The following is a 21,985-nucleotide window of genomic DNA, read 5'->3' on the forward strand; positions in this document are numbered from 1 at the left end:
AACCCCGTTGCCAAACTGCCCCAGATCATAATTTGCCGGAAACTTTCCGCCGTCCGATCACCGGCAAAACCCGCAGAGTGAGGCGGGCCGAAGCCTGCAGGCAGTGACCGACCGGTCGTCATCGGCGGCACTTTCATCGGCTAATGCAAAGCTCGGTTTGCCCGGGCCTGCGGCGCACCCTAGAATGCCCCGATGCGCGATGATCTCTCCCTTCTGCTGAACTCCCTCAACGATGCCCAACGCCAGGCCGTAGCAGCCCCCGTTGGCCGTCAGTTGGTCCTGGCCGGTGCCGGTTCCGGTAAAACCCGAGTGCTGGTGCACCGTATCGCCTGGTTGATCCAGGTCGAAAATGCCTCGCCTCACTCAATCCTTTCGGTGACCTTCACCAATAAGGCCGCTGCCGAGATGCGTCATCGCATCGAGCAGTTGCTGGGTATCAACCCGGCCGGCATGTGGGTCGGCACCTTCCACGGCCTGGCGCACCGCCTGTTGCGGGCGCACTGGCAGGAAGCCGGGTTGAGCCAGACGTTCCAGATTCTCGACAGCGACGACCAGCAGCGACTGGTCAAGCGGGTGATCCGCGAGCTCGGGCTCGACGAGCAACGCTGGCCGGCCCGTCAGGCCCAGTGGTTCATCAACGGGCAGAAAGACGAAGGTCTGCGTCCGCAACACATTCAGGCCAGCGGCGACTTGTACCTGGCGACCATGCGCGGCATTTACGAAGCTTACGAGGCTGCCTGCCAGCGCGCCGGCGTCATCGACTTCTCCGAACTGCTGCTGCGCGCCCTCGACCTGTGGCGCGATCACCCGGGTCTGCTGGCGCACTATCAGAAGCGCTTCCGCCACATCCTCGTCGACGAGTTCCAGGACACCAACGCCGTGCAGTACGCCTGGTTGCGCCTGCTCGGCAAGGGCGGCGACAGCCTGATGGTGGTCGGCGACGACGACCAGTCGATCTACGGCTGGCGCGGGGCGAAAATCGAGAACATTCATCAGTACTCCTCCGACTTCCCGGATTCGGTGACCATTCGTCTGGAGCAGAACTACCGCTCCACCGCCGGCATCCTCAAGGCGGCCAACGCCCTGATCGCCAACAATACCGGACGTCTCGGCAAAGAGCTGTGGACCGACGGCGGCGACGGCGAAGCGATCAATCTGTACGCCGCGTTCAACGAACATGACGAAGCACGCTACGTTGTCGAAACCATCGAAAGCGCGCTGAAAACCGGCCTGGCCCGGAGCGATATCGCGATTCTCTACCGCTCCAACGCCCAATCGCGCGTTCTCGAAGAAGCCTTGCTCCGTGAGCGCATTCCGTACCGCATCTATGGCGGCCAGCGCTTCTTCGAGCGCGCGGAAATCAAGAACGCCATGGCTTACCTGCGCTTGCTCGAAGGCCGTGGCAACGACGCCGCGCTGGAGCGGGTGATCAACGTCCCGGCCCGTGGCATTGGCGAGAAAACCGTCGAAGCGATCCGCGACCATGCTCGCCACAGCGATGTGTCGATGTGGGAAGCGATGCGCCAACTGGTCGCCAATAAAGGTCTGACCGGTCGTGCAGCGGGTGCCTTGGGTGCGTTTATCGAGCTGATCGAAAACCTTGCCGCCAAGTGCATGGAGATGCCACTGCACTTGATGACGCAGACCGTCATCGAGCAATCGGGGCTGATTGCCTATCACGAAGCGGAAAAAGGCGAGAAAGGCCAGGCCCGGGTGGAAAACCTTGAGGAACTGGTCAGCGCCGCGCGCAACTTCGAAACCACCGAAGAAGACGAAGAGCTGACGCCACTGGCGGCATTCCTCGGCCACGCGTCGCTGGAAGCCGGCGACACTCAAGCCGACGAGCACGAAGACAGCATTCAGCTGATGACCTTGCACAGCGCCAAAGGCCTGGAATTCCCTTACGTGTTCCTGGTGGGCATGGAAGAAGGCCTGTTCCCGCACAAGATGAGCCTGGAAGAACCGGGTCGTCTGGAAGAAGAACGCCGCCTCGCCTACGTCGGCATCACCCGAGCCATGCAGAATCTGGTGATGACCTATGCTGAAACCCGGCGCCTGTACGGCAGCGAAACCTACAACAAGGTCTCGCGTTTCGTCCGTGAAGTGCCGAAAGGTCTGATTCAGGAAGTGCGCCTGTCGAACAGCGTCAGCCGACCGTTCGGCGGCAACCAGTCGATGAGCGGCAGCAACCTGTTCAGCGGCAGTGAGATTCCGGAGACCGGCTTCAGCCTCGGTCAGGCCGTGCGCCACTCGATCTTCGGTGACGGTGTAATCCTCAACTTCGAGGGTTCAGGCGCGCAGGCGCGGGTGCAGGTGAACTTCAGCGAAGGCAGCAAGTGGCTGATGCTGGGGTACGCCAAGCTGGAAGCAATTTAACGCAGGACCAATGTGGGAGCGGGCTTGCTCGCGAAGGCGTGTTGTCAGTCGGCATAAATGTCACTGAAGTACCGCATTCGCGAGCAAGCCCGCTCCCACAGGATTTGTGTCGGCTTGTTTCCCGCTGAACCTATCGCATTTTCCTACAGACAAAAGTACATGGCCTTATTGCTTCGACGGAGCTGAACGTAACCTGTCAGGCAAAAGCCCGAAACACTCTCTCGCTAGCCAGTAACACTTCAGCTGTGCAACATGGCGCGCGTGTCTCCACAAACGGGAATTCCCTTTATGAAACGTTTTCTTAGCATCGCCATGGCGTTGTGCATCGGCCTGACGATGAGCCTCGACGCCAACGCCAAGCGCTTTGGTGGTGGCAAAAGTGCCGGCGCTGCGCCGACGCACCAGACCAGCCAGATGGCTCCTTCTTCCCCAGGCATGGGCGGCGCCGCAGCGACCGCTGGTGCAGCCGGCGCTGCCGGTGCCGCGGCCAAGGCCGGTGGCGCTTCGAAATGGCTCGGCCCTCTGGCCGGTATCGCCGCCGGTGGCCTGCTCGCTTCCATGTTCATGGGCGGCGGCTTCCAGGGCATGCAGATCTTCGACATCCTGATCATGGCCGTGATCGCGTTCGTGATCTTCCGCTTCATCGCCGCCCGTCGACGCAAGCAGCAGGAGCATCTGGCTCCGGCCGGCGCGCCGATGCAGCGTGAAGCATTCGAACAGAAGCCTGCTGCCATGGGTTCGATCTTCGGTGGTTCGGCCGCGCCAGTTGCCGCTCGTCCGGTGATCAACGCACCGGCCTGGTTCAACGAGCAGAACTTCCTTGCTGCCGCTCGTAGCCACTTCCAGTCGCTGCAGCAGCACTGGGACGCCAACGAAATGGACAAGATCGCCGAGTTCGTAACCCCGCAGATGCTCGACTTCCTCAAGCGTGAGCGTGCGGATCTGGGCGAAGGCTTCCAGTCGACCTACATCGACAATCTGCAGGTACAACTGGACGGCGTGGATGATCGTGCCGACAAGACCATCGCCACCCTGACCTTCAGCGGTGTGTCGAAGACCTCGCGTTTCGACCAGGGCGAAGTGTTCAGCGAAAGCTGGAACATGGAACGTCCACAGGGCGAGAACCAGCCTTGGCTGGTGGCCGGTATCCGCCAGAACGGCTGATCCCTCTGCGCTACGCATGCAGTAATAAAAACCCCAGCCTCGGCTGGGGTTTTCTATTTCGCGGTTGCATCTATAGCGAGCTACTGTATAAACCGGCCCATATAAACCGCGCCATTCAAGTAAGAGGATCCCGGACGTGGAAGAAATCATCGAACAACTGCGCGAAGCCAACGAACCCGTACCGGTTCCACTGGAGTTGCCTGACGAAGACTTGCTGGTCGAAATCGAAGAACAACTGTTCATCGACATTCCGTTTGTCTTCAAAGAGTTTTTGCTGACCGTCAGCGATGTGGTCTACGGCAGCCTCGAACCGGTAACCGTTACCGATCCACAATCCCACACCTACTTGCCGGATGTTGCCGCCAATGCCTGGGACGTCGGTGTGGATCGCAGTCTGATCCCGATCTGTCAGGACGGCGACGATTACTACTGTGTCGAAGAAGATGGCACCGTGGTGCTGTGGCAGGCGGAAGAAGAGCTGCTGGCCGAAGAAACCTGGGAATCCGTGTGGCACTGGGCGCGGGACGTCTGGCTGGAAAGCTGATTCGCCAGACGCCCCGGCCGGTCAGTGCCCCGACGATTCCTTGTGATTGTCGAGGGTTTCCAGCAGGGCCACCTGCATCCGCGTGTGCACGCGGATGAACCAGCGCCAGAGCAGCGCCGCCACGGCGGCCGCGACTACAGCGACCAGCACCAGCAACTTGTTGGTCGGCAGAATACTGGCCGACAAGGCTGCCAGCAGCAGGAAAATCACCAGCAGCGAAAGAATCGGGATCACTTCGGAGATCACCCGCCGTACTCGCTGCGTGTGCCGCCCGGCCATCTCCGGCTTCACGCCCATCTCCGCCAGCAGCATCGACAGCGCCTTGAGCTTGCGATACGCGGCGATCAGGAACGGCAGCGACAGCAGCAGTGCCCCGCCCCAGATCAATGCCTTCTGCCAGCTCGGATCAGCGATCCAGTCCTGCATCCACACTGACAGCCGCCCGGCAAAGAACGCACCACTGAAGAAGATCGCGATCACCAGCGCCAGATTGACCCCGACCTGCAACAGAATCCGTCGGATCATCGCCGCCAGCATCGCGCCCTCGCCTTGCGGCTGAATGCTGCGCAGCCATTCGCCATACATGCCGAACACCCGACCCAGACGCTTGGGCACCGCCGCCGAGAGCTTGATCGACAGCGGATCGGCCGCGCGGATCAGGTACGGCGTCAGCAGCGTGGTGATCACCGACACCGCCACCGCAACGGGATAAAGGAAGTTGCTGGTGACCTGCAGCGTCATCCCGAGCGCAGCGATGATGAAGGAAAATTCGCCAATCTGTGACAGCCCCATCCCGACACGCAGTGAGGTGCGTCCGTCATTGCCAGCGATAAAGGCGCCGAGGCCACAAGACAACATCTTGCCGAGCACCACAGCCACGGTGATTACCGCGATCGGCCAGGCATATTGCAGCAGGATCATCGGATCCAGCATCAGGCCGATGGCGACGAAGAAGATTGCACTGAACAGGTCACGAACCGGCTCGATCAGGCGTTCGATCTTCAGCAACTGCCGCGACTCGGCCATGATCGCGCCGATCAGGAAGGCGCCGAGCACCATGCTGTATTCGAGCTTGACCACCAGCAGGCAGAAACCGAAGCACAGACCGAGCACGGTAATCAGCAGCATCTCGTTGCTTTCGAATTTGGCGACATACGCCAATAGACGCGGCACAAGGAGAATGCCCACCACCAGGGCGACGATCATGAACAGCGAGAGCTTGCCGACCGTGGAAAACACTTCGCCCGAGCTGACCGTGCCGCTGACCGCGATGCTCGACAGCAGGGCAATAATGCCAATGCCGAGGATGTCCTCGACGATCAGTACGCCGAAGATCAGCTGCGCGAAGCGCTCGTTCTTCATCTTCAGGTCGTTGAGCGCCTTGACGATGATGGTGGTTGAGGAGATGGCGAGGATCGCACCGAGGAACAGCGAGTCCATGGTGTTCCAGTCGAACCAGCGGCCGATTTCATAGCCGATCCAGATCATCAGGACGATTTCGAGGAACGCCGCGATAAACGCCGTGGCCCCGACCTTGAACAACTTGCGCAGACTGAATTCCAGGCCGAGACAGAACATCAGGAAGATCACCCCCAGTTCGGCGAGGGTCTTGATGGTTTCTTCGTCGTGGATCAGGCCGAACGGCGGTGTGTGCGGGCCAATGATGAAACCGGCGACGATGTAGCCGAGCACCACCGGCTGCTTGAAACGGTGAAACAGCACGGTGACCACACCTGCGACCAACATGATCACTGCCAGGTCCTGAATAAAGCTGATGGCATGCATGGTGTGGGCTCCTTGTATGACGTGACCCGCCGTCAGACTTCAGATAGGTCTGAGCGAGTTGAGTAAAAATCCGCTTTTCGTGTAGGAATTGCCCTTGGGCAGGGCCTTTTGCAGGTTAACACCGCGACTTCCGGCTGGAAGGCGGTGCAATATAAGGAAACAGATCGGCGCCGGCGTGACGGCAGCCAGTCGTCTGGCGTCCCGATAACGGTGCTTTTGAAAAAGCCACCAGGCACCCGCAGAGGTGCGTCCAGCCATCCAGCCTTGATCCGTGAGAACGTTATGGAACCCGGAAACGCCCAACTGTCGATGACGGTATTGATGACCCCCGACATGGCCAACTTCTCTGGCAATGTCCACGGCGGTACCCTGCTCAAATACCTCGACGAAGTGGCCTACGCCTGCGCGAGCCGCTATGCCGGCCGCTACGTGGTAACGCTGTCGGTGGATCAGGTGATTTTCCGCGAGCCGATCCATGTCGGCGAACTGGTGACCTTCCTCGCGTCGGTCAACTACACCGGCAACACCTCGATGGAAGTCGGTATCAAAGTGGTGACCGAGAACATCCGCGAGCGCTCGGTGCGCCACACCAACAGCTGCTTCTTCACCATGGTCGCGGTGGATGATCAGCGCAAACCGGCCCCCGTGCCGCCGCTGCAACCGCAGAACAGTGAAGACAAGCGTCGTTATATGCAGGCCCAGCAGCGTCGGCAGATTCGTCAGGAGTTGGAAAAGCGTTATCAGGAGATCAAGGGCGACGCCTGACCTTTGAAATGATGTTGCTTTACAGATCGCCTTCGCGAGCAAGCCCGCTCCCACATTGAATCGCAGTCCTCCCATGGGAATGCAGTCGAACGTGGGAGCGGGCTTGCTCGCGAATGGAGGTAATGCGGTCTTACAGGCTGATCGCCGTTGCCTCGAACTTCACCCGCGGATGCGCGATCCGGTCCTGCGCCCGCACCAGTTGTAGCTCATAACTGGCGCAGGCCTGGGTTTCCAGCAGCACTTCATGCACCGCCGCGGCGGTGAATTCAAACGCCGCTACCAGACTGTCGCCGAGCAGCACCCGCGCCAGGAACAAACCGGACGTCAGATCGCCCACGCCCACCGGCTGACGCGGAAACGCCAGCAGCGGACGGCGCAGGTGCCAGCTTTCATCAGCGGTCACCAACAACATCTCGAAACCATCCGCCGGCTTGCCCGGATAATCCAGATGCTTGACCAACACCGCTTTCGGCCCGCGCGCGAGCAACGCCCGAGCCATAGCCAGGCAGTCGAACAGCGACTGCGGCTTGCGCCCGGAGAAGCTGTCCAGCTCCAGTTGGTTCGGGCACATGATGTCCGCCACGGCTGCTGCTTCTTCCAGCAGGAAATCGCTGACCTCGGCCGGTACACTGCAGCCCTTCTCCGGATGGCCCATCACCGGGTCGCACAGGTACAACGCCTTTGGATTGACCGATTTGATGCGTTCGACGCCACTGAGAATCGCCCGGCCCTGCGCCGCGCTGCCCAGATAACCGGAAAGCACGGCGTCGCAGTTACCCAGTTCGCCGATGGCGGCGATGCCTTCGACCAGTTCAGGAATCTGGTGCGGCGCCAGCACTTCACCGGCCCATTTCCCGTACTGGGTGTGATTGGAAAACTGCACGGTGTTGAGCGGCCAGACATTCACCCCGACTCGCTGCATCGGAAACACGGCGGCGCTGTTGCCGGCGTGGCCGAAGACCACATGGGACTGGATGGCGAGCAGATGAGGCGTACGTTTCATTCGGGTCATTCCGTAAAACGATTGAAATTCAAGCCGCGCAGTATGCGACGAAACACAGCCTGTACGACAGACCGGCGACGCAGTTAAGCTGAGCTTATCTTTTGGAGTTTCCTGTTGATGCTGACCCTCGAAAACATCTTCGTGCTGATGCTGTTCGCCGCTGCCGGCGCATGGTTATGGCACAACCACGGCTTGCGCGAGCGGGCGCTGGAGCGGGTCAAGCAGCATTGCCTCAACGTCGGCGTCGAACTGCTGGACGGTAACGTCGCGTTGAAAAAAATCGGTCTGATCAAGGATGCGAGCGGACGGCGGCGCCTGGCCCGGGTCTATAACTTCGAGTTCACCGTGACCGGCGAAACCCGGCACAACGGCACCATCACCCAGTTTGGTGCGCACAGTGCGCAGATCGAGCTGGCGCCCTACCCGGCGCCGTTCGACGACACGCCGCCGGTGGTCGAGGTCACTCGTCCGCGGGCCGAAGTGATCGAACTGAGCCAGTGGCGTCAGGAACACACCAAGTGGAAGCCTTGAGCTAACCCGCCGGCACCCGGCATTGCGCCATGCCTGACTGCAACTCATCGATACGTTGCGCATCGGCAAAGATCAGTTCTATACGTGAATCCCGCCGCCACTCGCTGGGTTGCCAATCCAGTTCAGTGTTATCCACGGCATTGGCCGACACCCAACCCTGTGCGCTGTGGATAACCAGTTTGGCCCGCCGCCAATCCAGGCTCCTCAGCCATTGGTTCAGACGTTGCGTATCGAACGTCTGTCCCGGGTGCCAACGCCAGCCGATGCTCCAACCACCCTCCTGTGCCTGACTCAGGCAGATCGGCACGGCCGGATCGTTCCAGATCGCTGGAATCGGTCCCGCCCCCTGCGGTACGACGAGGTTATCCACACACGCCATTGCTTGCGCCGCCACACCCGGCAACTCGCGTAAAGGTAGTTGCGCCTGCTGCGTCCAGATCAGTTTGACTGCCGGCAAACGCTCGGCGATGGTCTGCCGCGCGGCCTCTTCCAGACTTTCTGCCTTGTTCAGCAACAGCAGACCAGCGCTGGCCAAAGCGTCCTGCTGAGCGGGCGGCAACGCTTTCCCGGCGGCCAGCGCCTGGGCATCCAGCACTAACACACAGGGCTGCAGCGCCAGCACACCCAACCACGGCGCTTCGCTTAACTGCTTGAGCAACTGCGCCGGATGGCCCAGCCCGGACGGCTCAATGAACAGCCGATCCGGCCTGGCCTTGCGCAGCAAACGGCCGAGGCCGATTTGAAACGGCAAACCATTCACGCAACACAGACACCCTCCGGCGACTTCCCCCAGTGCGATACCATCGGCGTCGCGGGTCAGCAACGCAGCATCGAGGCCGATCTGACCGAACTCGTTGATCAGCACCGCCCAGCGCTCGCCGTCCGGCCGTTGGGCCATGAGCTGGCGAATCAGGCTGGTCTTGCCAGCGCCCAAAGGGCCGGCGATGACATGGGTAGGAATGTTCTGCAACATGACTGGGAGTTTTCTGAGGGGATTGGACATGCGTTGGATGGGATGGTCGTTGCTGTTGATGCTGCTGTCGAGCGAAGCATGGGCCCAGGCTTGCGTGGTGCACAGCCAGGGTGAGCGGCTCGACGTTAAAGTCTGCCAGCAGAACCGCAATATTCCCGAGAAGCTGTTCAGCGACGGCTTCTGCCAACCGACCCTGGCCGGTCAGAAAGTCGAGGTGCAGTACGTCGATCAATGCCCGAGCGGCGCGTTCGGCGTGTGCAGCAACGCGCAAGTCGCCAATATGCCCTATCGCCAGGATATCCACTATTACGGCGTCGCCTCCGACGCGGCGTATTTGCAGCCGTACTGCGAAGGCCAGAGCCAGGGCAAGTGGCTCAAGCCTTGAGCCGTCAGCCGAGCCAGTCGAGGGTCAACAGCAGTCGTCGCTCACCCGGCGCCGGTTGCGGGGAGCGATGAATCAGGCCGAAGCCTTCGTTGCCGTGCCACTTCTCGCCTTTCAATAGCGCCACATCACCACGCTTGAGTTGCTGGATTTGGCTCATGCCGTGTGGCTCGGCGTTGGCCTGGCCCAACTGCTCGCGATCCATCACGCCCTCTTTGAGCCATTGACTGCCAATCCCGGCATAGGTGGTGATCAAGCGCACCGGCACATGATCGACATGGAAGCGCGGGCACATGGCCTTGTCCAACATCCGAAGGCGCAGGCCGATACGCCGTGCCCCCAATAGACAGGCGAAGGCACTCACCAGCCATTGCAGGTCAGCGATGAAGCCATCGTAGCCTTGCAGATCACGGAACCCGGCGGCCAATCCTTGCAGATCAGGGTCGGCGTCCTCATTCGGCAATTCGATGCACAGCGCTTCCGCCAAAGGCTCGTTGAGCGACAGCAGCAACTCTGCGAAATCGGCGATGTGCAGCGGCAGTTGACGCTGCCAGACCGCGAGATTGACGTCGTCTTCGAGGATCCGCGCCAGCGTTTTCGGCGTCGCCCCCTGATGCTGATGGCACGCCCGGTTCTGCTGCAGTTTGAGCGCAAGCATCAGGCGGCCTCTTCGTGCCAAGGGCCGAACGGGTCCGGCAGTCTGCGCCAACCGTCTACGCCATCGGCCATTTCTTCGTCAGTCAGCAGGCAGGCATCGAGCTCCGACTTGAGCTGTACGAAGTCGATGTTCTGGCCAATGAATACCAGCTCCTGACGACAATCTCCGACGCTCGGCGTCCAGTTTTCCATGATTGCTGCAGTACTTTCCTGATCCTGCGGCCATTGATTTTTCGGCACGAAACGCCACCAGCGACCCGCGAAACCATGGCGCATCAAACCGCCGGCCTGCGACCAACTGCCTGCGTCGCAGGGTTTGCTCGCGAGCCAGAAGAAGCCTTTGGAGCGCAGCAGTTTGCCGTTCGGCCATGGGCGATCGATGAAGTCGAAAAAGCGCTGCGGATGGAACGGGCGGCGTGCGCGGTAGGCCGTCGAGTCGATGCCGTATTCCATGGTTTCGGGCACGTGCTCACCGCGCAATTCCTGCAACCAGCCCGGGGCCTGAGCGGCTTTCTCGAAATCGAAACGCCCGGTGTTGAGGATTTTCTCCAGCGGCACCTCGCCCATCACCATCGGGATGATCTCCGCCTCGGCGTTGAGGCGCTTGAGGATTGCCATCAGCTCCTCGCGCTCTTGGCGACTGATGAGGTCGATCTTGCTGATCAGCAGTACGTCGGCGAACTCGATTTGTTCGATCAGCAGATCGGTGATCGAGCGTTCATCTTCATCGCCCAGGGTTTCGCCGCGGGACGCGAGGCTCTCGGCAGCCTGATAGTCGAGAAGGAAATTCACGCCGTCGACTACCGTGACCATGGTGTCGAGCCGCGCGACGTCGGCGAGGCTCCGACCGTGTTCATCGCGGAAGGTAAACGTTTCGGCGACCGGTAGCGGCTCGGAAATGCCGGTGGATTCGATGAGCAGGTAATCGAATCTTCCTTCGCGGGCGAGTTTGCTGACTTCTTCGAGCAGGTCCTCGCGTAACGTACAGCAAATACAACCGTTGCTCATCTCCACCAGTTTTTCTTCCGCACGGTTAAGGCTGACATCGCGTTGGACTTCGCTGCCATCAATGTTGATCTCGCTCATATCGTTAACGATGACAGCAACGCGCAAGCCTTCTCGATTACGTAGTACGTAATTCAAAAGTGTACTTTTTCCGGCGCCGAGAAAGCCCGAAAGAACGGTCACTGGAAGCTGGCGTGACATTGGATAATCCTCATCAGATGGTGGCCGATGTGCGCTTTTGCCTGTTTTGGCGTAGCGCACCGCGTTCTAGAGCTTCAAAACAGCGATATGGCAGAAGCAGACGCTTGAAATCGGCGAGCTCAGGCTCAATTCAATTTTATGTTATAGTATAACAATATAAATAAGCCAGTCCTGCTCTTGTCCGAAACGCTAAAGAGCAAGAAGCTGTACGCAATCCGCCCATCGGGAACCGCAATGAAAGATGCCCTGAAATGCTCGCTGCTGAGTCTCGCGTTGCTGTCGGGCGCCAACGCCTGGGGGCAAATTCCCGCGCTCGCCAACTGCACACGCAGCGCGAATCTGCTGGCCTGCATTGATGCAGATGGCAATGCCTACAGCGTGAACACCGTGGGCAACACGATTTACCTGCGTGGCTTTGAAAAAGACGGCAAGCGCTATTGGGCACAGACCAACAGTCGCTTCGGCCAACTGACGTTTTTCACCGGGATCGCCTCTGACGGGGAAGCCTGGGTTGGTTACACCCGTCGCGTCGGCTGGACGACGATCAACCGCTTTTCCAGCTCTGGCGGCATTAGTGCCAAATTCACCTGCAGTCGGATCACCGGCTGCTAAACCCGCGCTTTTTGCTCCCCCTGCTGCCAGGCGATGTAGCTGTCGACCGGTGGATTCTTCTGAAAGTAACGCTGCAGCCCTTCGAACAAACCATCCGCCACGGCTTGCTGATGTCGAGGCGTGACCAGTCGCTGGCTGTCGCGGGCGTTGGAAATGAAGCCGGTTTCCACCAGAATCGACGGCACGTCCGGCGACTTCAGCACGGCAAACCCTGCCTGTTCCACGCGCTTTTGATGCAGTGTGGTAATGCCTGCCAGACTGCCGAGAACGGTACTGCCGAGTTGCAAACTGGCAGCGATGGTAGCGTTCATCGACATGTCGAGGATCACACCGGCGAGCATCGGATCCTTGTCCTTGAGATTGAGCAGACTGGTCGCACCCAGCAGATCCGCGCCGTTCTCCCGCTGTGCCATGAAGCGTGCAGTCGCTGACGTCGCACCACCTTCGGACAAGCAATACACAGAGGCTCCCGACGCCGTCAGACGCGGTGCCGCGTCGGCGTGCACCGAGATAAACATGTCGGCCTTGTGCTGGCGAGCTATGTCCACACGCTTGCGAAGCGGCACGAAGAAGTCGTCATTGCGCACCAGTTTGACGTCGAAGCCTTTCTCCTTTTTCAGGCGTTTGGCGAGCAATTGCGCGATGGAGAGCACAACATCCTTTTCCCGCTCACCCTTGGCGCCGACTGCACCTGGGTCTTTTCCGCCGTGCCCGGGATCAACGACAACGACGATGTCGCGCTTGGGGTGAGCCTGATTCGAAGGTGTTTCACGTGGAACCATTGCCGGTTTAGATGCCGGTTTGGCGTTTACCAGATCCAGCACCAAACGGTGTCCCTGGCCATCTTGAGGCGCCAAAAGAAAGCTGTTCAATAACACTGGATGGTTCAGATCAAGAACGATCCGTGTGTCACCCTGACCAAAGTGCCCTGATCGAATGGCACGAATCGCGGTATCAGCCAGCGCCAATTGACTGAAATCGCCACTCAAACTTGCCCCGGAAAGGTCGATGATCAAACGCTCTGGAGCGCTCAGCGAAAAGGTTTTGTAGCGTACCGGACCGCTGAGGTCGAACACCAATCTCAGTTTGTCATCCGAACGCCAGAGGCGCGCATTGCGAATTTGCGTAGCCGAAACAGTGAAGGGAAAAGCCAAAGACGTGCTGGCCAGAAGTAGGTTGAGCAGATGACGTCGGTGCATATGAAAACCCGTTCATGAAAAAGGCATCGTGATTTGAATTGTTATAATGTAACATTCAATTCAATCAACACGATGGTTCCGAACATGAATTCGCTGACACTTCCGGATATCGCCACGCAAGCCGCTCGGCAAGCACTGCCACTCGAGTGGGTGGGAATGCGCGGCATTGCGTTACCCGTTTTGCTGGAGGGCCAACGCCTGAATGCGAAGGCTGATGCGGGCGTCAGTCTCGACGATGGCGAAGCGCGTGGCATCCACATGTCACGTCTGTATTTGGCACTGGCAGCACTGGAGCGGCGCAACCTCTCACCTGCCAGGTTGCGCGACATGCTCGAGGAATTTCTGGTCAGCCATGACGGCTTATCCAACAGCGCCTATCTGAATATTCACTGCGAAGTGTTGCTGAAAAGGCCCGCGTTAGTCAGCCCTCTGGCTGGTTGGAAGAGCTACCCAGTGAGCATTTCTGCGAGCCTGAAAAACCACGTGTTCCACGTGGAACTGAAAATAGAAGTGCCCTACTCCTCAACTTGCCCCTGCTCAGCAGCGTTGGCGCGGCAGTTGATTCAGCAGCAATTCATCGATGATTTCGCCAATAAGCCACTGCAACATGCCGAAGTTTTGGCCTGGCTAGGATCAAGCCAAGGCATTGTCGCCACCCCGCACAGCCAACGCAGCACCGCGCAATTGCATATGCATCTCGACGGGTTCCTCGATGAGCTACCGCTGAGCGCAATCATCAATGACGCCGAAGCGGCGCTCGGCACCGCCGTACAAACCGCTGTGAAACGCGCCGACGAACAAGCCTTCGCTCTGGCCAATGGACAGAACCTGATGTTCTGCGAAGACGCCGCGCGACGACTTAATCTGGCCCTGCGTCGCTCTCCCGGCGTCAGTGGCTTCCACCTGCGAGTGATCCACGCCGAAAGCCTGCACGCCCACGACGCTGTCGCTGAAAGCCAGTGGCACCGAGAACTCGCATGATCCGTTGCCACACCCTGAATTGGGGCGCACCCGGCCAACCACTGACTTCGCCACTGACCCTCTCGCTGGAACACGGCAGCCTCAGCGCCATCATCGGCGCCAACGGCTGCGGTAAAAGCAGCCTGCTGAAAGTCATCGCCGGATTGCAGAAGCCGTTATCGGGAACAATCGCACTGGGTGTTCCACGCCAGGGCGGTCTGGCGTTCCTGCCGCAACAGCAGCACCTTGATCGACAGTTCCCCATCAGCCTCGAAGAACTGGTGGCTGCGGGTTTCTGGGGCCGGCGATTGTCGACACAATTGCGCGCACAACGACTCGCCAACGCACTGGAAAACTGGCATTTGAGCGGACTGGAAAAACGCTCGCTGATGGCACTCTCCGGTGGCGAGTTGCAACGCGCCCTGCTCGCCCGCTTGAGTCTGACCGACGCCCCATTGCTGCTGCTCGATGAACCCCACGCCGCACTCGATGAACTGGGCCAGCAGTTACTCTGGCAACACATTCATGCTTGGCATGCCCAAGGGCGAACAATGCTGATGGTCTGCCATGACCTCGTCGCCGTCCGCCAACACATCCCGCAGACACTGCTGATCAAAAACCGCGAATGCGTGTTCGGCCCCAGTGCCGATCTGATCCAGCAAACACCCAATATGCAGGTGGCCTGATGCTCACTGTCGCCCACCTCTGGCACCCGTTCAGCGAGTTCGTGTTCATGCGCCGAGCGCTGCTCGGCGGATTGGTATTGGCCTGTAGCACAGCGCCGCTCGGGGTGTTTCTGATCCTGCGGCGCATGAGCCTCATCGGTGACGCCGTCGCCCACGGCATCCTCCCCGGTGCAGCGCTGGGCTTCTGGTTCGCTGGTCTGAGCCTTCCCGCATTGACCTTCGGTGGTCTGGGTGCCGGTTTGGGCATGGCCGGACTAGCCGCCTGGATTACCCGTCGCACTGGCCTGCGCGAAGACGCCAGTCTCGCAGCGATCTACCCGATCTCACTCGCCAGTGGCGTGCTGATTCTCGGCATCGCCGGCAAGCGTCTCGACTTGCTGCACTTGTTGTTCGGCTCGGCGCTAGCCGTCGACGGCCCGACCCTCAACGGCATGTTATGGGTCTCGGCCCTCAGCCTGATCGCCTTGGCAGTCATCTACAAACCGCTGCTGCTCGACACCCTCGACCCGTTATTCCTGCAAACCGTCAGCCGCCTCGGCCCTCTCGCCCACGGCGTGTTCCTGACCTTGGTGGTGCTCAATCTGGTGATCGGTTTCCAGGCCATCGGCGCCTTGATGGTCGTCGGCCTGATGATGCTGCCCGCCGCCGCATCACGATTTTGGAGTCGTCGTCTGCCGAGCCTGATTGCCATCTCGGCGCTGATCGGCTGCCTCTCGGTGTGGTGCGGATTGTTGATCTCGTTCTACTACTCACTGCCCAGCGGCCCGGCGATCGTGCTGGTCGCCGGCATTGGTTATCTGCTGTCCGTGGTGTTCGGACCGGTACACGGTTTGCTACGCCGCCCGCCTTTGCTCACATCCCAATGAGGTGTTTCCCGATGCGCGCTCTACTCGTGTTGTTCAGCCTGATGCTGTCGATGTCGTTGTCGGCGGCGGAAAAATTGCCGGTGGTCACCAGCTTCAGCATCCTCGCCGACATGGTTCACCAGGTGGGTGGCGAGCATGTCCAGATCACCAACATGGTCGGCCCGGACGCCGACGCGCACACCTATGAACCGACACCGGACGACGCGAAAGCGCTGCTCAAAGCCAAACTGATCATCAAGAACGGCCTCGGTTTCGAGCCTTGGCTCGATCGCCTGGTGACCAGCACCGAGACCAAATCCCCCGTCATCAGCGCCAGTCATGGCGTGATACCACGCTCGCTGGAGGAAGACGGCGAGACCATTCCCGACCCGCACGCCTGGCACAACCTGGCAAACACCGAGCTGTACATCGCCAACATCACCAAGGCGCTGATCGCCGCCGATCCGGCGAACAAGGCCGATTACCAACGCAACAGCCAGACCTACCTGAAACAGATCTACACCCTGCTCGCCGAAGCCAAGACCAAGCTCGGCTCGCTGCCACCGGGCAATCGCAAGATCGTCACCAGCCACGATGCTTTCGGTTATCTCGGCCAGGCCTACGGCATCGACTTCATGGCACCGCAAGGTCTGTCCACCGAGCGTGAACCTTCGGCTGCCGAAGTCGCCGCACTGATTACCCAGATCCGTCAGGCCAAGGTCAAAGCGGTGTTCATGGAAAACATCAAGGACGCACGCCTGCTCAAGCAGATCGCCGAGGAAAGCGGCGCACACATCGGCGGCACCTTGTACTCCGATGCCCTCGCCGCCAGTGGCCCGGCCAGCACCTTTACCGGACTGTTCGAATACAACCTCAACACCCTTTATGACGCACTGAGCCAGCCATGATCCGCAAAAATCCTTCCGGCGATCTGCCGCACATTGCCGAGTCGGCCTACGTCGATAAAACCGCGATCATCTGTGGCAAGGTGGTCATTGGCGAGAACGTCTTCGTCGGTCCCTACGCGGTGATACGCGCCGATGAAGTAGACGCTTCGGGCACGATGGAGCCGATCACCATCGGCGCCAATTCGAACATCCAGGACGGGGTGGTGATCCATTCCAAATCCGGCGCTGCGGTCACCATCGGTGAGTTCACCTCGATCGCTCACCGCTCGATCGTGCATGGCCCGTGCGTGGTTGGCGACCGGGTGTTCATCGGCTTCAACAGCGTGCTGTTCAATTGCGTGGTCGGTGATGGCTGCGTGGTGCGGCACAACTCGGTGGTCGATGGCCGCGATTTGCCGGACGCGTTCTACGTGCCGTCCACCACCCGCATCGGCCCCCACACCGACCTTTCGCAGTTCCCGCCGGTGAGTGTCAGCGCCTCGGAATTTTCCGAAGACGTGGCCCGCACCAACGTCGATCTGGTGCGCGGCTACAAAGCCTTGCAGAACGAGTTCTGAACCATGAGCAGCGTGCTGATTCGCAACGCCAGACTGGTCAACGAAGGTCGCGAGTTCGACGGTGATCTGCTGGTCAGCCATGGCCGCATCGTCAAGATCGCGCGCAGCATCGACGGTGAAAATGCCCGCGTGGAGATCGACGCCAATGGCCAATGGCTGTTGCCGGGGATGATTGATGATCAGGTGCATTTTCGCGAACCGGGAGCGCCGGCCAAGGGCTGCATCCACACCGAGTCGCGTGCGGCGGTGGCAGGCGGCATCACCAGTTTCATGGACATGCCCAACACCCAGCCGGCCACCCTCACCCTCGAAGCGCTGGCGGATAAAAAGCGTCGGGCGGCGATTAACTCCGTGGCCAACTACGGCTTTCACTTTGGCGTGAGTCAGGACAACCTCAACATCGTCGCCGCGCTCAACCCCTGCGAAGTGGCCGGGGTCAAAGTATTCATGGGCGCGTCCACCGGTAACATGCTGGTGGATGACCCGAAGACTCTCGAGCGTCTGTTCGCCGAAGTGCCGACGATTCTGCTGGCGCATTGCGAACACACGCCGAGCATCGAGGCCAATGCAGCACGTCTGCGCGAACGCCTCGGCGAACACTTGCCGGCGAATATCCATGCACTGATTCGCGATGCCGAGGCTTGCTACCGCTCCTCTTCGCTGGCAGTGGAACTGGCGAAACGTCACGATACCCGCCTGCATGTCTTGCACCTGACCACCGCTCGCGAACTCGAGTTGTTCGAGGACAAGCCGCTCGCCCAGAAACACATCAGCGCTGAAGTCTGTCTGCATCATCTGCTGTTTGATGACCGCGACTATCCAGCCCTCGGCAACCTGATCAAGTGCAATCCGGCGATCAAGACCCAAACCGACCGTGACGCCTTGCGCGCAGCTTTACTGAGCAATCGACTGGATTTGATCGGCAGCGATCACGCACCGCATACCTGGGTGGAAAAACAGCGCCCGTACGCCGAGGCGCCGTCCGGTTTGCCGCTGGTGCAACACGCCTTGCCGGCCCTGCTGGAGCTGGTTGCCGATGGCGTGCTGCCGATCACCACGTTGGTGGCAAAGACCAGCCATCGGGTGGCGGATCTGTTTGCGATTCCGGATCGGGGTTATTTGCGCGAGGGGTATTGGGCGGATCTGGTGCTGGTTGAGCCAGCGGCGTTAGAAGTGTCGCGGCAACCGATCCTGTCGCAATGCGGGTGGACGCCATTTACTGACAGGACTTTTCGCTATCGGGTGAATACCACGTTGGTGTCGGGACAGATTGCCTGGCGGGAGCAGCGTATCAACGAAGGATGTCAGGGGCTGGCGCTGCGATTCATGCGGTGACAACCAAGACGCCTTCGCGAGCAAGCCCGCTCCCACAAGGATTGTGCTGTCCCCTGTGGGAGCGGGCTTGCTCGCGAAGCTTTTAAGCTCTTGGCTTTACGGTACCGCAATCCTGACCCAACCACACCGCACGGGTTTCCAGACTGCCCTTCTGGTTGATGCCGATGGCGTTGAACGTGCCGTTGGCGACAGTGGTGAACTCACGATCACTGAGGAACGTCGCGACACCTGTGCCTTGCGCTTTCGGGCAACTGAAGCGGAATTTCCACTGATTGCCGGTGCGCTCGGTGATCTGCTGTTTGCAGCCCGACTGCGGATCGGCCAGCGGAATATCATTGGTCGCCACCTGCTGCGGCGTCAGGCAGGCACGAATGCCTTTACCGCCGATGTTGATCCCGTTTTTCTCCAGCGCCGCACGCTGTTGCGGGGTCATCTGGCCTTGCAACTGGCCGAGGATCGATTGCACATCCATGGGCTGGTCATCGACCTTGACGTTGCTCGAGGTCATTTCCCACAGCCCCGGCTGCAGCATTTGCGCCTGCGCAAACACCGGCATTGCCAAACCCAGGCCCAGCGCCAAACCCAGCAGACGAACGTTCATCGAAAAACTCCTGATCAGTAGTGGCCGTTAGACGTCGGCCGATTGCTTCGGTTCATGCACCAATTAAATAGCGACATTCACCTCGGAACATGGTCTGTTACGCATTGAGTCTTCAGGAGCAAGGCTGCCCCATGGATTATTTTGGACCGCATATTTTCGGTTATCTGATCGCCCTGATACATAGCCTCGGCTTGATCGCCGCGATCCACGCGGTGCTCACCGTACGCACCGCCCAAGGCTCGATCGCCTGGGCATTGTCGCTTATTTTCATTCCCTACCTGACGCTCATCCCTTATCTGGTTTTCGGTCGCAGCACCTTCGACGGCTATATCAAGGCGCGCCGTCAAGCCAACGAACAGATGCGCCAGGCGATCTCCGAGTTGAACTGGCGCCCGTGGGTCGAAGAAGCCCTCACCGCCCGCGCCTCGAAGGCCTACGCCTCGCTGCGCGCCATGCCCAAACTGGGGCGGATGCCGTGCCTGGCAAACAACCAGGTGCAACTGCTGGTGAATGGCCACGCGACTTTCGAGGCAATCTTCCACGCCATCGATCAAGCGCGCGAAGCAGTACTGGTGCAGTTTTTCATCATCCATGACGACCGCCTCGGTCAGCGCCTGCGCGACCTGTTGCTGAAGAAAGCCGCCGAAGGCGTGGCGATTCATCTGCTCTACGACCGCATCGGCAGCCACGCACTGCCCCACAGTTACGTGCAGGCGTTGCGCGATGGCGGTGTCGAGGTCAAAGCCTTCGCCACACGCAGTGGCTGGCTCAATCGCTTCCAGGTGAATTTCCGCAACCACCGCAAAATCGTCGTGGTCGATGGCGTGCTCGGCTTTGTCGGCGGGCACAACGTCGGTGATGAATACCTGGGCGAGAAACCGCCGCTGGCGCCCTGGCGCGATACCCACGTGCAGGTGCGCGGGCCGGTAGTGGCCTGCATGCAGGAGTCGTTTGCCGAGGATTGGTTCTGGGCCGCACGGACGTTGCCGCCACTGATCCTGCCGGATGTTTACCCGGAGGACGGCGTGCTCTGCCAGTTGCTGGCGAGCGGCCCGGCCGATGCCTACGAAACCTGTTCGCTGTTCTTTGTCGAAGCGATCCATGCCGCAACCGAGCGGGTGTGGATCACCAGCCCGTACTTCATTCCCGATGAAGCCGTGTTCGCCGCGTTGCGTCTGGCGGTGCTGCGCGGCGTCGACGTACGCCTGCTGCTGCCATCGCGTCCGGATCACCGAATCGTCTACGCCGCTTCCAGCCTGTATGCGTTTGAAGCGGTGCGCGCCGGCGTGCGGGTGTTCCGCTACGAGCCGGGGTTCCTGCATCAGAAAGTGGTGCTGATCGACAGCGAAATCAGTGCCATCGGCAGCGCCAATCTGGACAACCGCTCGTTCCGGCTGAATTTCGAAGTGATGCTGCTGACCGTCGACAGCGAGTTCGCCGCGCACGTGGAACACATGCTCAACGATGATTTCGAGCAGGCTTATGAAGTCGCCAAAGAAGAAAGCCGGGAGATCCACCGCCTGCAACAGCTCGGCATGCGGATCGCCCGGCTTATTTCACCGATTCTTTGACCGGCCGCTCGCTCGAATGAGCGAACGGTCGTCAGGCCTCAGGGGTGATAAATGTCGTCGCGGGTCCAGGGCAGTTCATGGCTGCCATCCGGATGCGCTTTCACCGCCAGAATCTGGTGCAGATTGATCCAGCCTCGGGCGAACGCATAGGCACACCCGGCCAGATACAGGCGCCAGATGCGCAGCGCCTGATCCGGCACCAGTTTTCCGGCCGCTTCGAGATTGTCCTCAAGACGCTCGCTCCAGTGATCCAGCGTGCGCGCGTAATGCAGGCGCAGGCTTTCGACGTCGACGATCTCCAGCCCGGCTTCGCTGATCTCGGCTGAGATCATCGCTAAGTGCGGCAGCTCACCGTTGGGGAACACGTATTTCTCGATGAAGTCGCCGGCACCGCGGCCTACCGGACGGCCGTCGGTGTGTTTGGCGGTGATGCCGTGGTTCATCACCAGACCGCCCTCCTTCACCGCGCCGAACAAGACCTTGCAGTACTCGGCGAGGTTGGCGTGGCCGACGTGTTCGAACATGCCGACGCTGACCACCTTGTCGAAACGCCCGTCCTGCGGCAGATCGCGGTAGTCGAGCAATTGCAGTTCAACCTGGTCCTCCAGCCCCTCGGCTTTGACCCGCTCGCGGGCCAATTCCAGCTGTTCCTTGCTCAGGGTGATGCCGAACACTTTGGCGCCGAATTCACGCGCCGCGTAACGCGCCAGACCACCCCAGCCGCAACCGACATCCAACAGGTAATCGCCCGGCTGCAAACGCAGCTTGCGACACAGATGGCGGAACTTGGCTTGCTGCGCCTGTTCCAGGGTTTCGCTGCCGGTTTCGAAATACGCGCAGGAATACGCCATGTCGCTGTCCAGCCACAGCTGGTAGAACGCATTGGACAGGTCGTAGTGATAGGAAATGGCTTTGGCGTCGGTTTCCTTGTCGTGCACCGAACGCACCGGCTGGGCGTCCTCATCGTCATCGAGCAAGGCGCTGCTCAATTCGTCGCAGACCCGAATGACCTCGCTGATCGAGCCCTCCAGTTCCAGCCTGCCTTCGACAAATGCCGCCCCCAGCGCGTCGAGACTTGGATGGGTGAACTGGGTGACCATCGTCGGGTCCTTGACCACGATGGTGACGCTGGGCGTCGGCCCCAGATTGAACTCATGGCCATCCCAGAGTCGCAAGCGAAGCGGAAGCTGCAGATTCTGTAAGGCCGGTGGAAGTTGCGCGAGCATGGAAAATCCCCCCTTGTTTCAGACGTCAGATCTGAGGGTAGACCATCCTTGAAAAATAGCAGGCTATCGATTTAATTAGCCGAGACTATCGTTCCAGAC

The 21,985-nt window shown here is 60.1% G+C and carries 22 protein-coding genes; 14 read left to right on the forward strand and 8 right to left on the reverse strand.

All coding sequences use genetic code 11. The annotated features are described in order from the left end of the window. The first annotated feature begins 192 nt into the window (after positions 1 to 192). From uvrD to AC1RBR_RS00675, 3 genes are all read left to right on the forward strand, one after another. Positions 193 to 2,376, forward strand: a complete 2,184-nt coding sequence (gene uvrD / locus AC1RBR_RS00665; RefSeq protein ID WP_095137765.1) for a DNA helicase II — start codon at positions 193 to 195, stop codon at positions 2,374 to 2,376. A 288-nt stretch (positions 2,377 to 2,664) separates the two neighbouring features. Continuing rightward, on the forward strand, positions 2,665 to 3,540 hold the full coding sequence (locus tag AC1RBR_RS00670) for a Tim44 domain-containing protein (protein ID WP_492562496.1): 876 nt from the start codon (positions 2,665 to 2,667) through the stop codon (positions 3,538 to 3,540). Positions 3,541 to 3,676: 136 nt separating this feature from the next. Next, the gene (locus AC1RBR_RS00675) at positions 3,677 to 4,084 is read left to right on the forward strand and encodes an SMI1/KNR4 family protein (RefSeq protein WP_095137767.1); all 408 of its coding nucleotides are present in this window, start codon (positions 3,677 to 3,679) and stop codon (positions 4,082 to 4,084) included. A 21-nt stretch (positions 4,085 to 4,105) separates the two neighbouring features. On the opposite strand, the gene AC1RBR_RS00680 is transcribed toward AC1RBR_RS00675, so the two are convergent. Continuing rightward, positions 4,106 to 5,869, reverse strand: a complete 1,764-nt coding sequence (locus tag AC1RBR_RS00680; protein ID WP_007960872.1) for a cation:proton antiporter — start codon at positions 5,867 to 5,869, stop codon at positions 4,106 to 4,108. Between the two features lie 282 nt (positions 5,870 to 6,151). Between AC1RBR_RS00680 and AC1RBR_RS00685 the strand changes: the two genes are divergently transcribed. Then, a complete protein-coding gene (locus AC1RBR_RS00685) occupies positions 6,152 to 6,634 on the forward strand; it encodes an acyl-CoA thioesterase (protein WP_041073853.1) in 483 nt (160 codons plus the stop codon). Between the two features lie 130 nt (positions 6,635 to 6,764). Here the strand turns inward: AC1RBR_RS00685 and pdxY are convergent, their stop codons facing one another. Beyond that, positions 6,765 to 7,637, reverse strand: coding sequence for a pyridoxal kinase PdxY (gene pdxY / locus AC1RBR_RS00690; protein ID WP_492562498.1), 873 nt, complete (start codon positions 7,635 to 7,637; stop codon positions 6,765 to 6,767). Positions 7,638 to 7,754: 117 nt separating this feature from the next. On the opposite strand from pdxY, the gene AC1RBR_RS00695 reads away from it, so the two are divergent. Next, the gene (locus AC1RBR_RS00695) at positions 7,755 to 8,168 is read left to right on the forward strand and encodes a DUF3301 domain-containing protein (protein ID WP_166495178.1); all 414 of its coding nucleotides are present in this window, start codon (positions 7,755 to 7,757) and stop codon (positions 8,166 to 8,168) included. 1 nt (position 8,169) lies between these two features. Here AC1RBR_RS00695 and AC1RBR_RS00700 read toward each other — a convergent pair whose 3' ends face one another. Continuing rightward, entirely contained in the window at positions 8,170 to 9,141 is a 972-nt protein-coding gene (locus tag AC1RBR_RS00700) for a CobW family GTP-binding protein (RefSeq protein ID WP_492562500.1), read from the reverse strand. A gap of 28 nt (positions 9,142 to 9,169) precedes the next feature. Between AC1RBR_RS00700 and AC1RBR_RS00705 the strand changes: the two genes are divergently transcribed. Then, positions 9,170 to 9,526, forward strand: a complete 357-nt coding sequence (locus tag AC1RBR_RS00705) for an NADH:ubiquinone oxidoreductase (protein WP_096795431.1) — start codon at positions 9,170 to 9,172, stop codon at positions 9,524 to 9,526. Between the two features lie 4 nt (positions 9,527 to 9,530). On the opposite strand, the gene AC1RBR_RS00710 is transcribed toward AC1RBR_RS00705, so the two are convergent. Both AC1RBR_RS00710 and zigA read right to left on the reverse strand, forming a co-directional pair. Then, complete coding sequence (locus AC1RBR_RS00710; protein WP_492562503.1) at positions 9,531 to 10,181, reverse strand: DUF1826 domain-containing protein; 651 nt, start codon at positions 10,179 to 10,181, stop codon at positions 9,531 to 9,533. After that, a complete protein-coding gene (gene zigA, locus AC1RBR_RS00715; RefSeq protein WP_492562505.1) occupies positions 10,181 to 11,386 on the reverse strand; it encodes a zinc metallochaperone GTPase ZigA in 1,206 nt (401 codons plus the stop codon). Before zigA ends, AC1RBR_RS00710 begins: the two co-directional genes overlap by 1 nt. Positions 11,387 to 11,620: 234 nt before the next feature. Between zigA and AC1RBR_RS00720 the strand changes: the two genes are divergently transcribed. Beyond that, a complete protein-coding gene (locus AC1RBR_RS00720; protein WP_492562506.1) occupies positions 11,621 to 11,998 on the forward strand; it encodes a glutamine synthetase in 378 nt (125 codons plus the stop codon). Here AC1RBR_RS00720 and AC1RBR_RS00725 read toward each other — a convergent pair. Then, positions 11,995 to 13,197 carry an N-acetylmuramoyl-L-alanine amidase gene (locus AC1RBR_RS00725; protein WP_492562508.1) on the reverse strand — a complete coding sequence of 401 codons (1,203 nt, stop codon included), beginning with the start codon at positions 13,195 to 13,197 and terminating at the stop codon, positions 11,995 to 11,997. The genes AC1RBR_RS00720 and AC1RBR_RS00725 overlap by 4 nt on opposite strands. Before the next feature lie 84 nt (positions 13,198 to 13,281). Between AC1RBR_RS00725 and folE2 the strand changes: the two genes are divergently transcribed. The 6 genes from folE2 to AC1RBR_RS00755 are packed head-to-tail and all read left to right on the forward strand — an operon-like array spanning position 13,282 to position 18,488. Then, a complete protein-coding gene (folE2, locus tag AC1RBR_RS00730; RefSeq protein WP_492562510.1) occupies positions 13,282 to 14,178 on the forward strand; it encodes a GTP cyclohydrolase FolE2 in 897 nt (298 codons plus the stop codon). Then, positions 14,175 to 14,843 carry a metal ABC transporter ATP-binding protein gene (locus AC1RBR_RS00735; protein ID WP_492562512.1) on the forward strand — a complete coding sequence of 223 codons (669 nt, stop codon included), beginning with the start codon at positions 14,175 to 14,177 and terminating at the stop codon, positions 14,841 to 14,843. Before folE2 ends, AC1RBR_RS00735 begins: the two co-directional genes overlap by 4 nt. Continuing rightward, positions 14,843 to 15,709: a metal ABC transporter permease gene (locus tag AC1RBR_RS00740; protein ID WP_492562513.1), complete on the forward strand. Its 867-nt coding sequence runs from the start codon at positions 14,843 to 14,845 to the stop codon at positions 15,707 to 15,709. The genes AC1RBR_RS00735 and AC1RBR_RS00740 overlap by 1 nt, the downstream gene beginning before the upstream one ends. Before the next feature lie 11 nt (positions 15,710 to 15,720). Beyond that, positions 15,721 to 16,596 (forward strand): metal ABC transporter substrate-binding protein, encoded by an 876-nt coding sequence (locus AC1RBR_RS00745; protein WP_492562514.1) that lies wholly within the window; start codon positions 15,721 to 15,723, stop codon positions 16,594 to 16,596. After that, a complete protein-coding gene (locus AC1RBR_RS00750; protein WP_115986409.1) occupies positions 16,593 to 17,153 on the forward strand; it encodes a gamma carbonic anhydrase family protein in 561 nt (186 codons plus the stop codon). The genes AC1RBR_RS00745 and AC1RBR_RS00750 overlap by 4 nt, the downstream gene beginning before the upstream one ends. Positions 17,154 to 17,156: 3 nt before the next feature. Then, a complete protein-coding gene (locus AC1RBR_RS00755) occupies positions 17,157 to 18,488 on the forward strand; it encodes a dihydroorotase (protein ID WP_492562516.1) in 1,332 nt (443 codons plus the stop codon). A gap of 82 nt (positions 18,489 to 18,570) precedes the next feature. Here AC1RBR_RS00755 and AC1RBR_RS00760 read toward each other — a convergent pair whose 3' ends face one another. Further along, positions 18,571 to 19,089, reverse strand: a complete 519-nt coding sequence (locus AC1RBR_RS00760) for a DUF3617 domain-containing protein (RefSeq protein WP_492562518.1) — start codon at positions 19,087 to 19,089, stop codon at positions 18,571 to 18,573. Positions 19,090 to 19,220: 131 nt separating this feature from the next. On the opposite strand from AC1RBR_RS00760, the gene cls reads away from it, so the two are divergent. Continuing rightward, positions 19,221 to 20,660 (forward strand): cardiolipin synthase, encoded by a 1,440-nt coding sequence (gene cls / locus AC1RBR_RS00765; protein WP_492562520.1) that lies wholly within the window; start codon positions 19,221 to 19,223, stop codon positions 20,658 to 20,660. Between the two features lie 38 nt (positions 20,661 to 20,698). On the opposite strand, the gene cfaB is transcribed toward cls, so the two are convergent. Then, the gene (gene cfaB / locus AC1RBR_RS00770; protein WP_166495168.1) at positions 20,699 to 21,886 is read right to left on the reverse strand and encodes a C17 cyclopropane fatty acid synthase CfaB; all 1,188 of its coding nucleotides are present in this window, start codon (positions 21,884 to 21,886) and stop codon (positions 20,699 to 20,701) included. Between the last annotated feature and the right edge of the window lie 99 nt (positions 21,887 to 21,985).

The sequence above is a fragment of the Pseudomonas sp. GW823-FHT01D03 genome, assembly GCF_058798255.1.

Excerpts from the sequence above, each read along its gene's own strand:
- uvrD (WP_095137765.1), top strand. The coding sequence starts at position 193 with ATGCGCGATGATCTCTCCCTTCTGCTGAACTCCCTCAACGATGCCCAA.
- AC1RBR_RS00670 (WP_492562496.1), top strand. The coding sequence starts at position 2,665 with ATGAAACGTTTTCTTAGCATCGCCATGGCGTTGTGCATCGGCCTGACG.
- AC1RBR_RS00680 (WP_007960872.1), bottom strand. The coding sequence starts at position 5,869 with ATGCATGCCATCAGCTTTATTCAGGACCTGGCAGTGATCATGTTGGTC.
- AC1RBR_RS00685 (WP_041073853.1), top strand. The coding sequence starts at position 6,152 with ATGGAACCCGGAAACGCCCAACTGTCGATGACGGTATTGATGACCCCC.
- pdxY (WP_492562498.1), bottom strand. The coding sequence starts at position 7,637 with ATGAAACGTACGCCTCATCTGCTCGCCATCCAGTCCCATGTGGTCTTC.
- AC1RBR_RS00695 (WP_166495178.1), top strand. The coding sequence starts at position 7,755 with ATGCTGACCCTCGAAAACATCTTCGTGCTGATGCTGTTCGCCGCTGCC.
- AC1RBR_RS00700 (WP_492562500.1), bottom strand. The coding sequence starts at position 9,141 with ATGTTGCAGAACATTCCTACCCATGTCATCGCCGGCCCTTTGGGCGCT.
- AC1RBR_RS00705 (WP_096795431.1), top strand. The coding sequence starts at position 9,170 with ATGCGTTGGATGGGATGGTCGTTGCTGTTGATGCTGCTGTCGAGCGAA.
- AC1RBR_RS00710 (WP_492562503.1), bottom strand. The coding sequence starts at position 10,181 with ATGCTTGCGCTCAAACTGCAGCAGAACCGGGCGTGCCATCAGCATCAG.
- zigA (WP_492562505.1), bottom strand. The coding sequence starts at position 11,386 with ATGTCACGCCAGCTTCCAGTGACCGTTCTTTCGGGCTTTCTCGGCGCC.
- AC1RBR_RS00720 (WP_492562506.1), top strand. The coding sequence starts at position 11,621 with ATGAAAGATGCCCTGAAATGCTCGCTGCTGAGTCTCGCGTTGCTGTCG.
- AC1RBR_RS00725 (WP_492562508.1), bottom strand. The coding sequence starts at position 13,197 with ATGCACCGACGTCATCTGCTCAACCTACTTCTGGCCAGCACGTCTTTG.
- folE2 (WP_492562510.1), top strand. The coding sequence starts at position 13,282 with ATGAATTCGCTGACACTTCCGGATATCGCCACGCAAGCCGCTCGGCAA.
- AC1RBR_RS00735 (WP_492562512.1), top strand. The coding sequence starts at position 14,175 with ATGATCCGTTGCCACACCCTGAATTGGGGCGCACCCGGCCAACCACTG.
- AC1RBR_RS00740 (WP_492562513.1), top strand. The coding sequence starts at position 14,843 with ATGCTCACTGTCGCCCACCTCTGGCACCCGTTCAGCGAGTTCGTGTTC.
- AC1RBR_RS00745 (WP_492562514.1), top strand. The coding sequence starts at position 15,721 with ATGCGCGCTCTACTCGTGTTGTTCAGCCTGATGCTGTCGATGTCGTTG.
- AC1RBR_RS00750 (WP_115986409.1), top strand. The coding sequence starts at position 16,593 with ATGATCCGCAAAAATCCTTCCGGCGATCTGCCGCACATTGCCGAGTCG.
- AC1RBR_RS00755 (WP_492562516.1), top strand. The coding sequence starts at position 17,157 with ATGAGCAGCGTGCTGATTCGCAACGCCAGACTGGTCAACGAAGGTCGC.
- AC1RBR_RS00760 (WP_492562518.1), bottom strand. The coding sequence starts at position 19,089 with ATGAACGTTCGTCTGCTGGGTTTGGCGCTGGGCCTGGGTTTGGCAATG.
- cls (WP_492562520.1), top strand. The coding sequence starts at position 19,221 with ATGGATTATTTTGGACCGCATATTTTCGGTTATCTGATCGCCCTGATA.
- cfaB (WP_166495168.1), bottom strand. The coding sequence starts at position 21,886 with ATGCTCGCGCAACTTCCACCGGCCTTACAGAATCTGCAGCTTCCGCTT.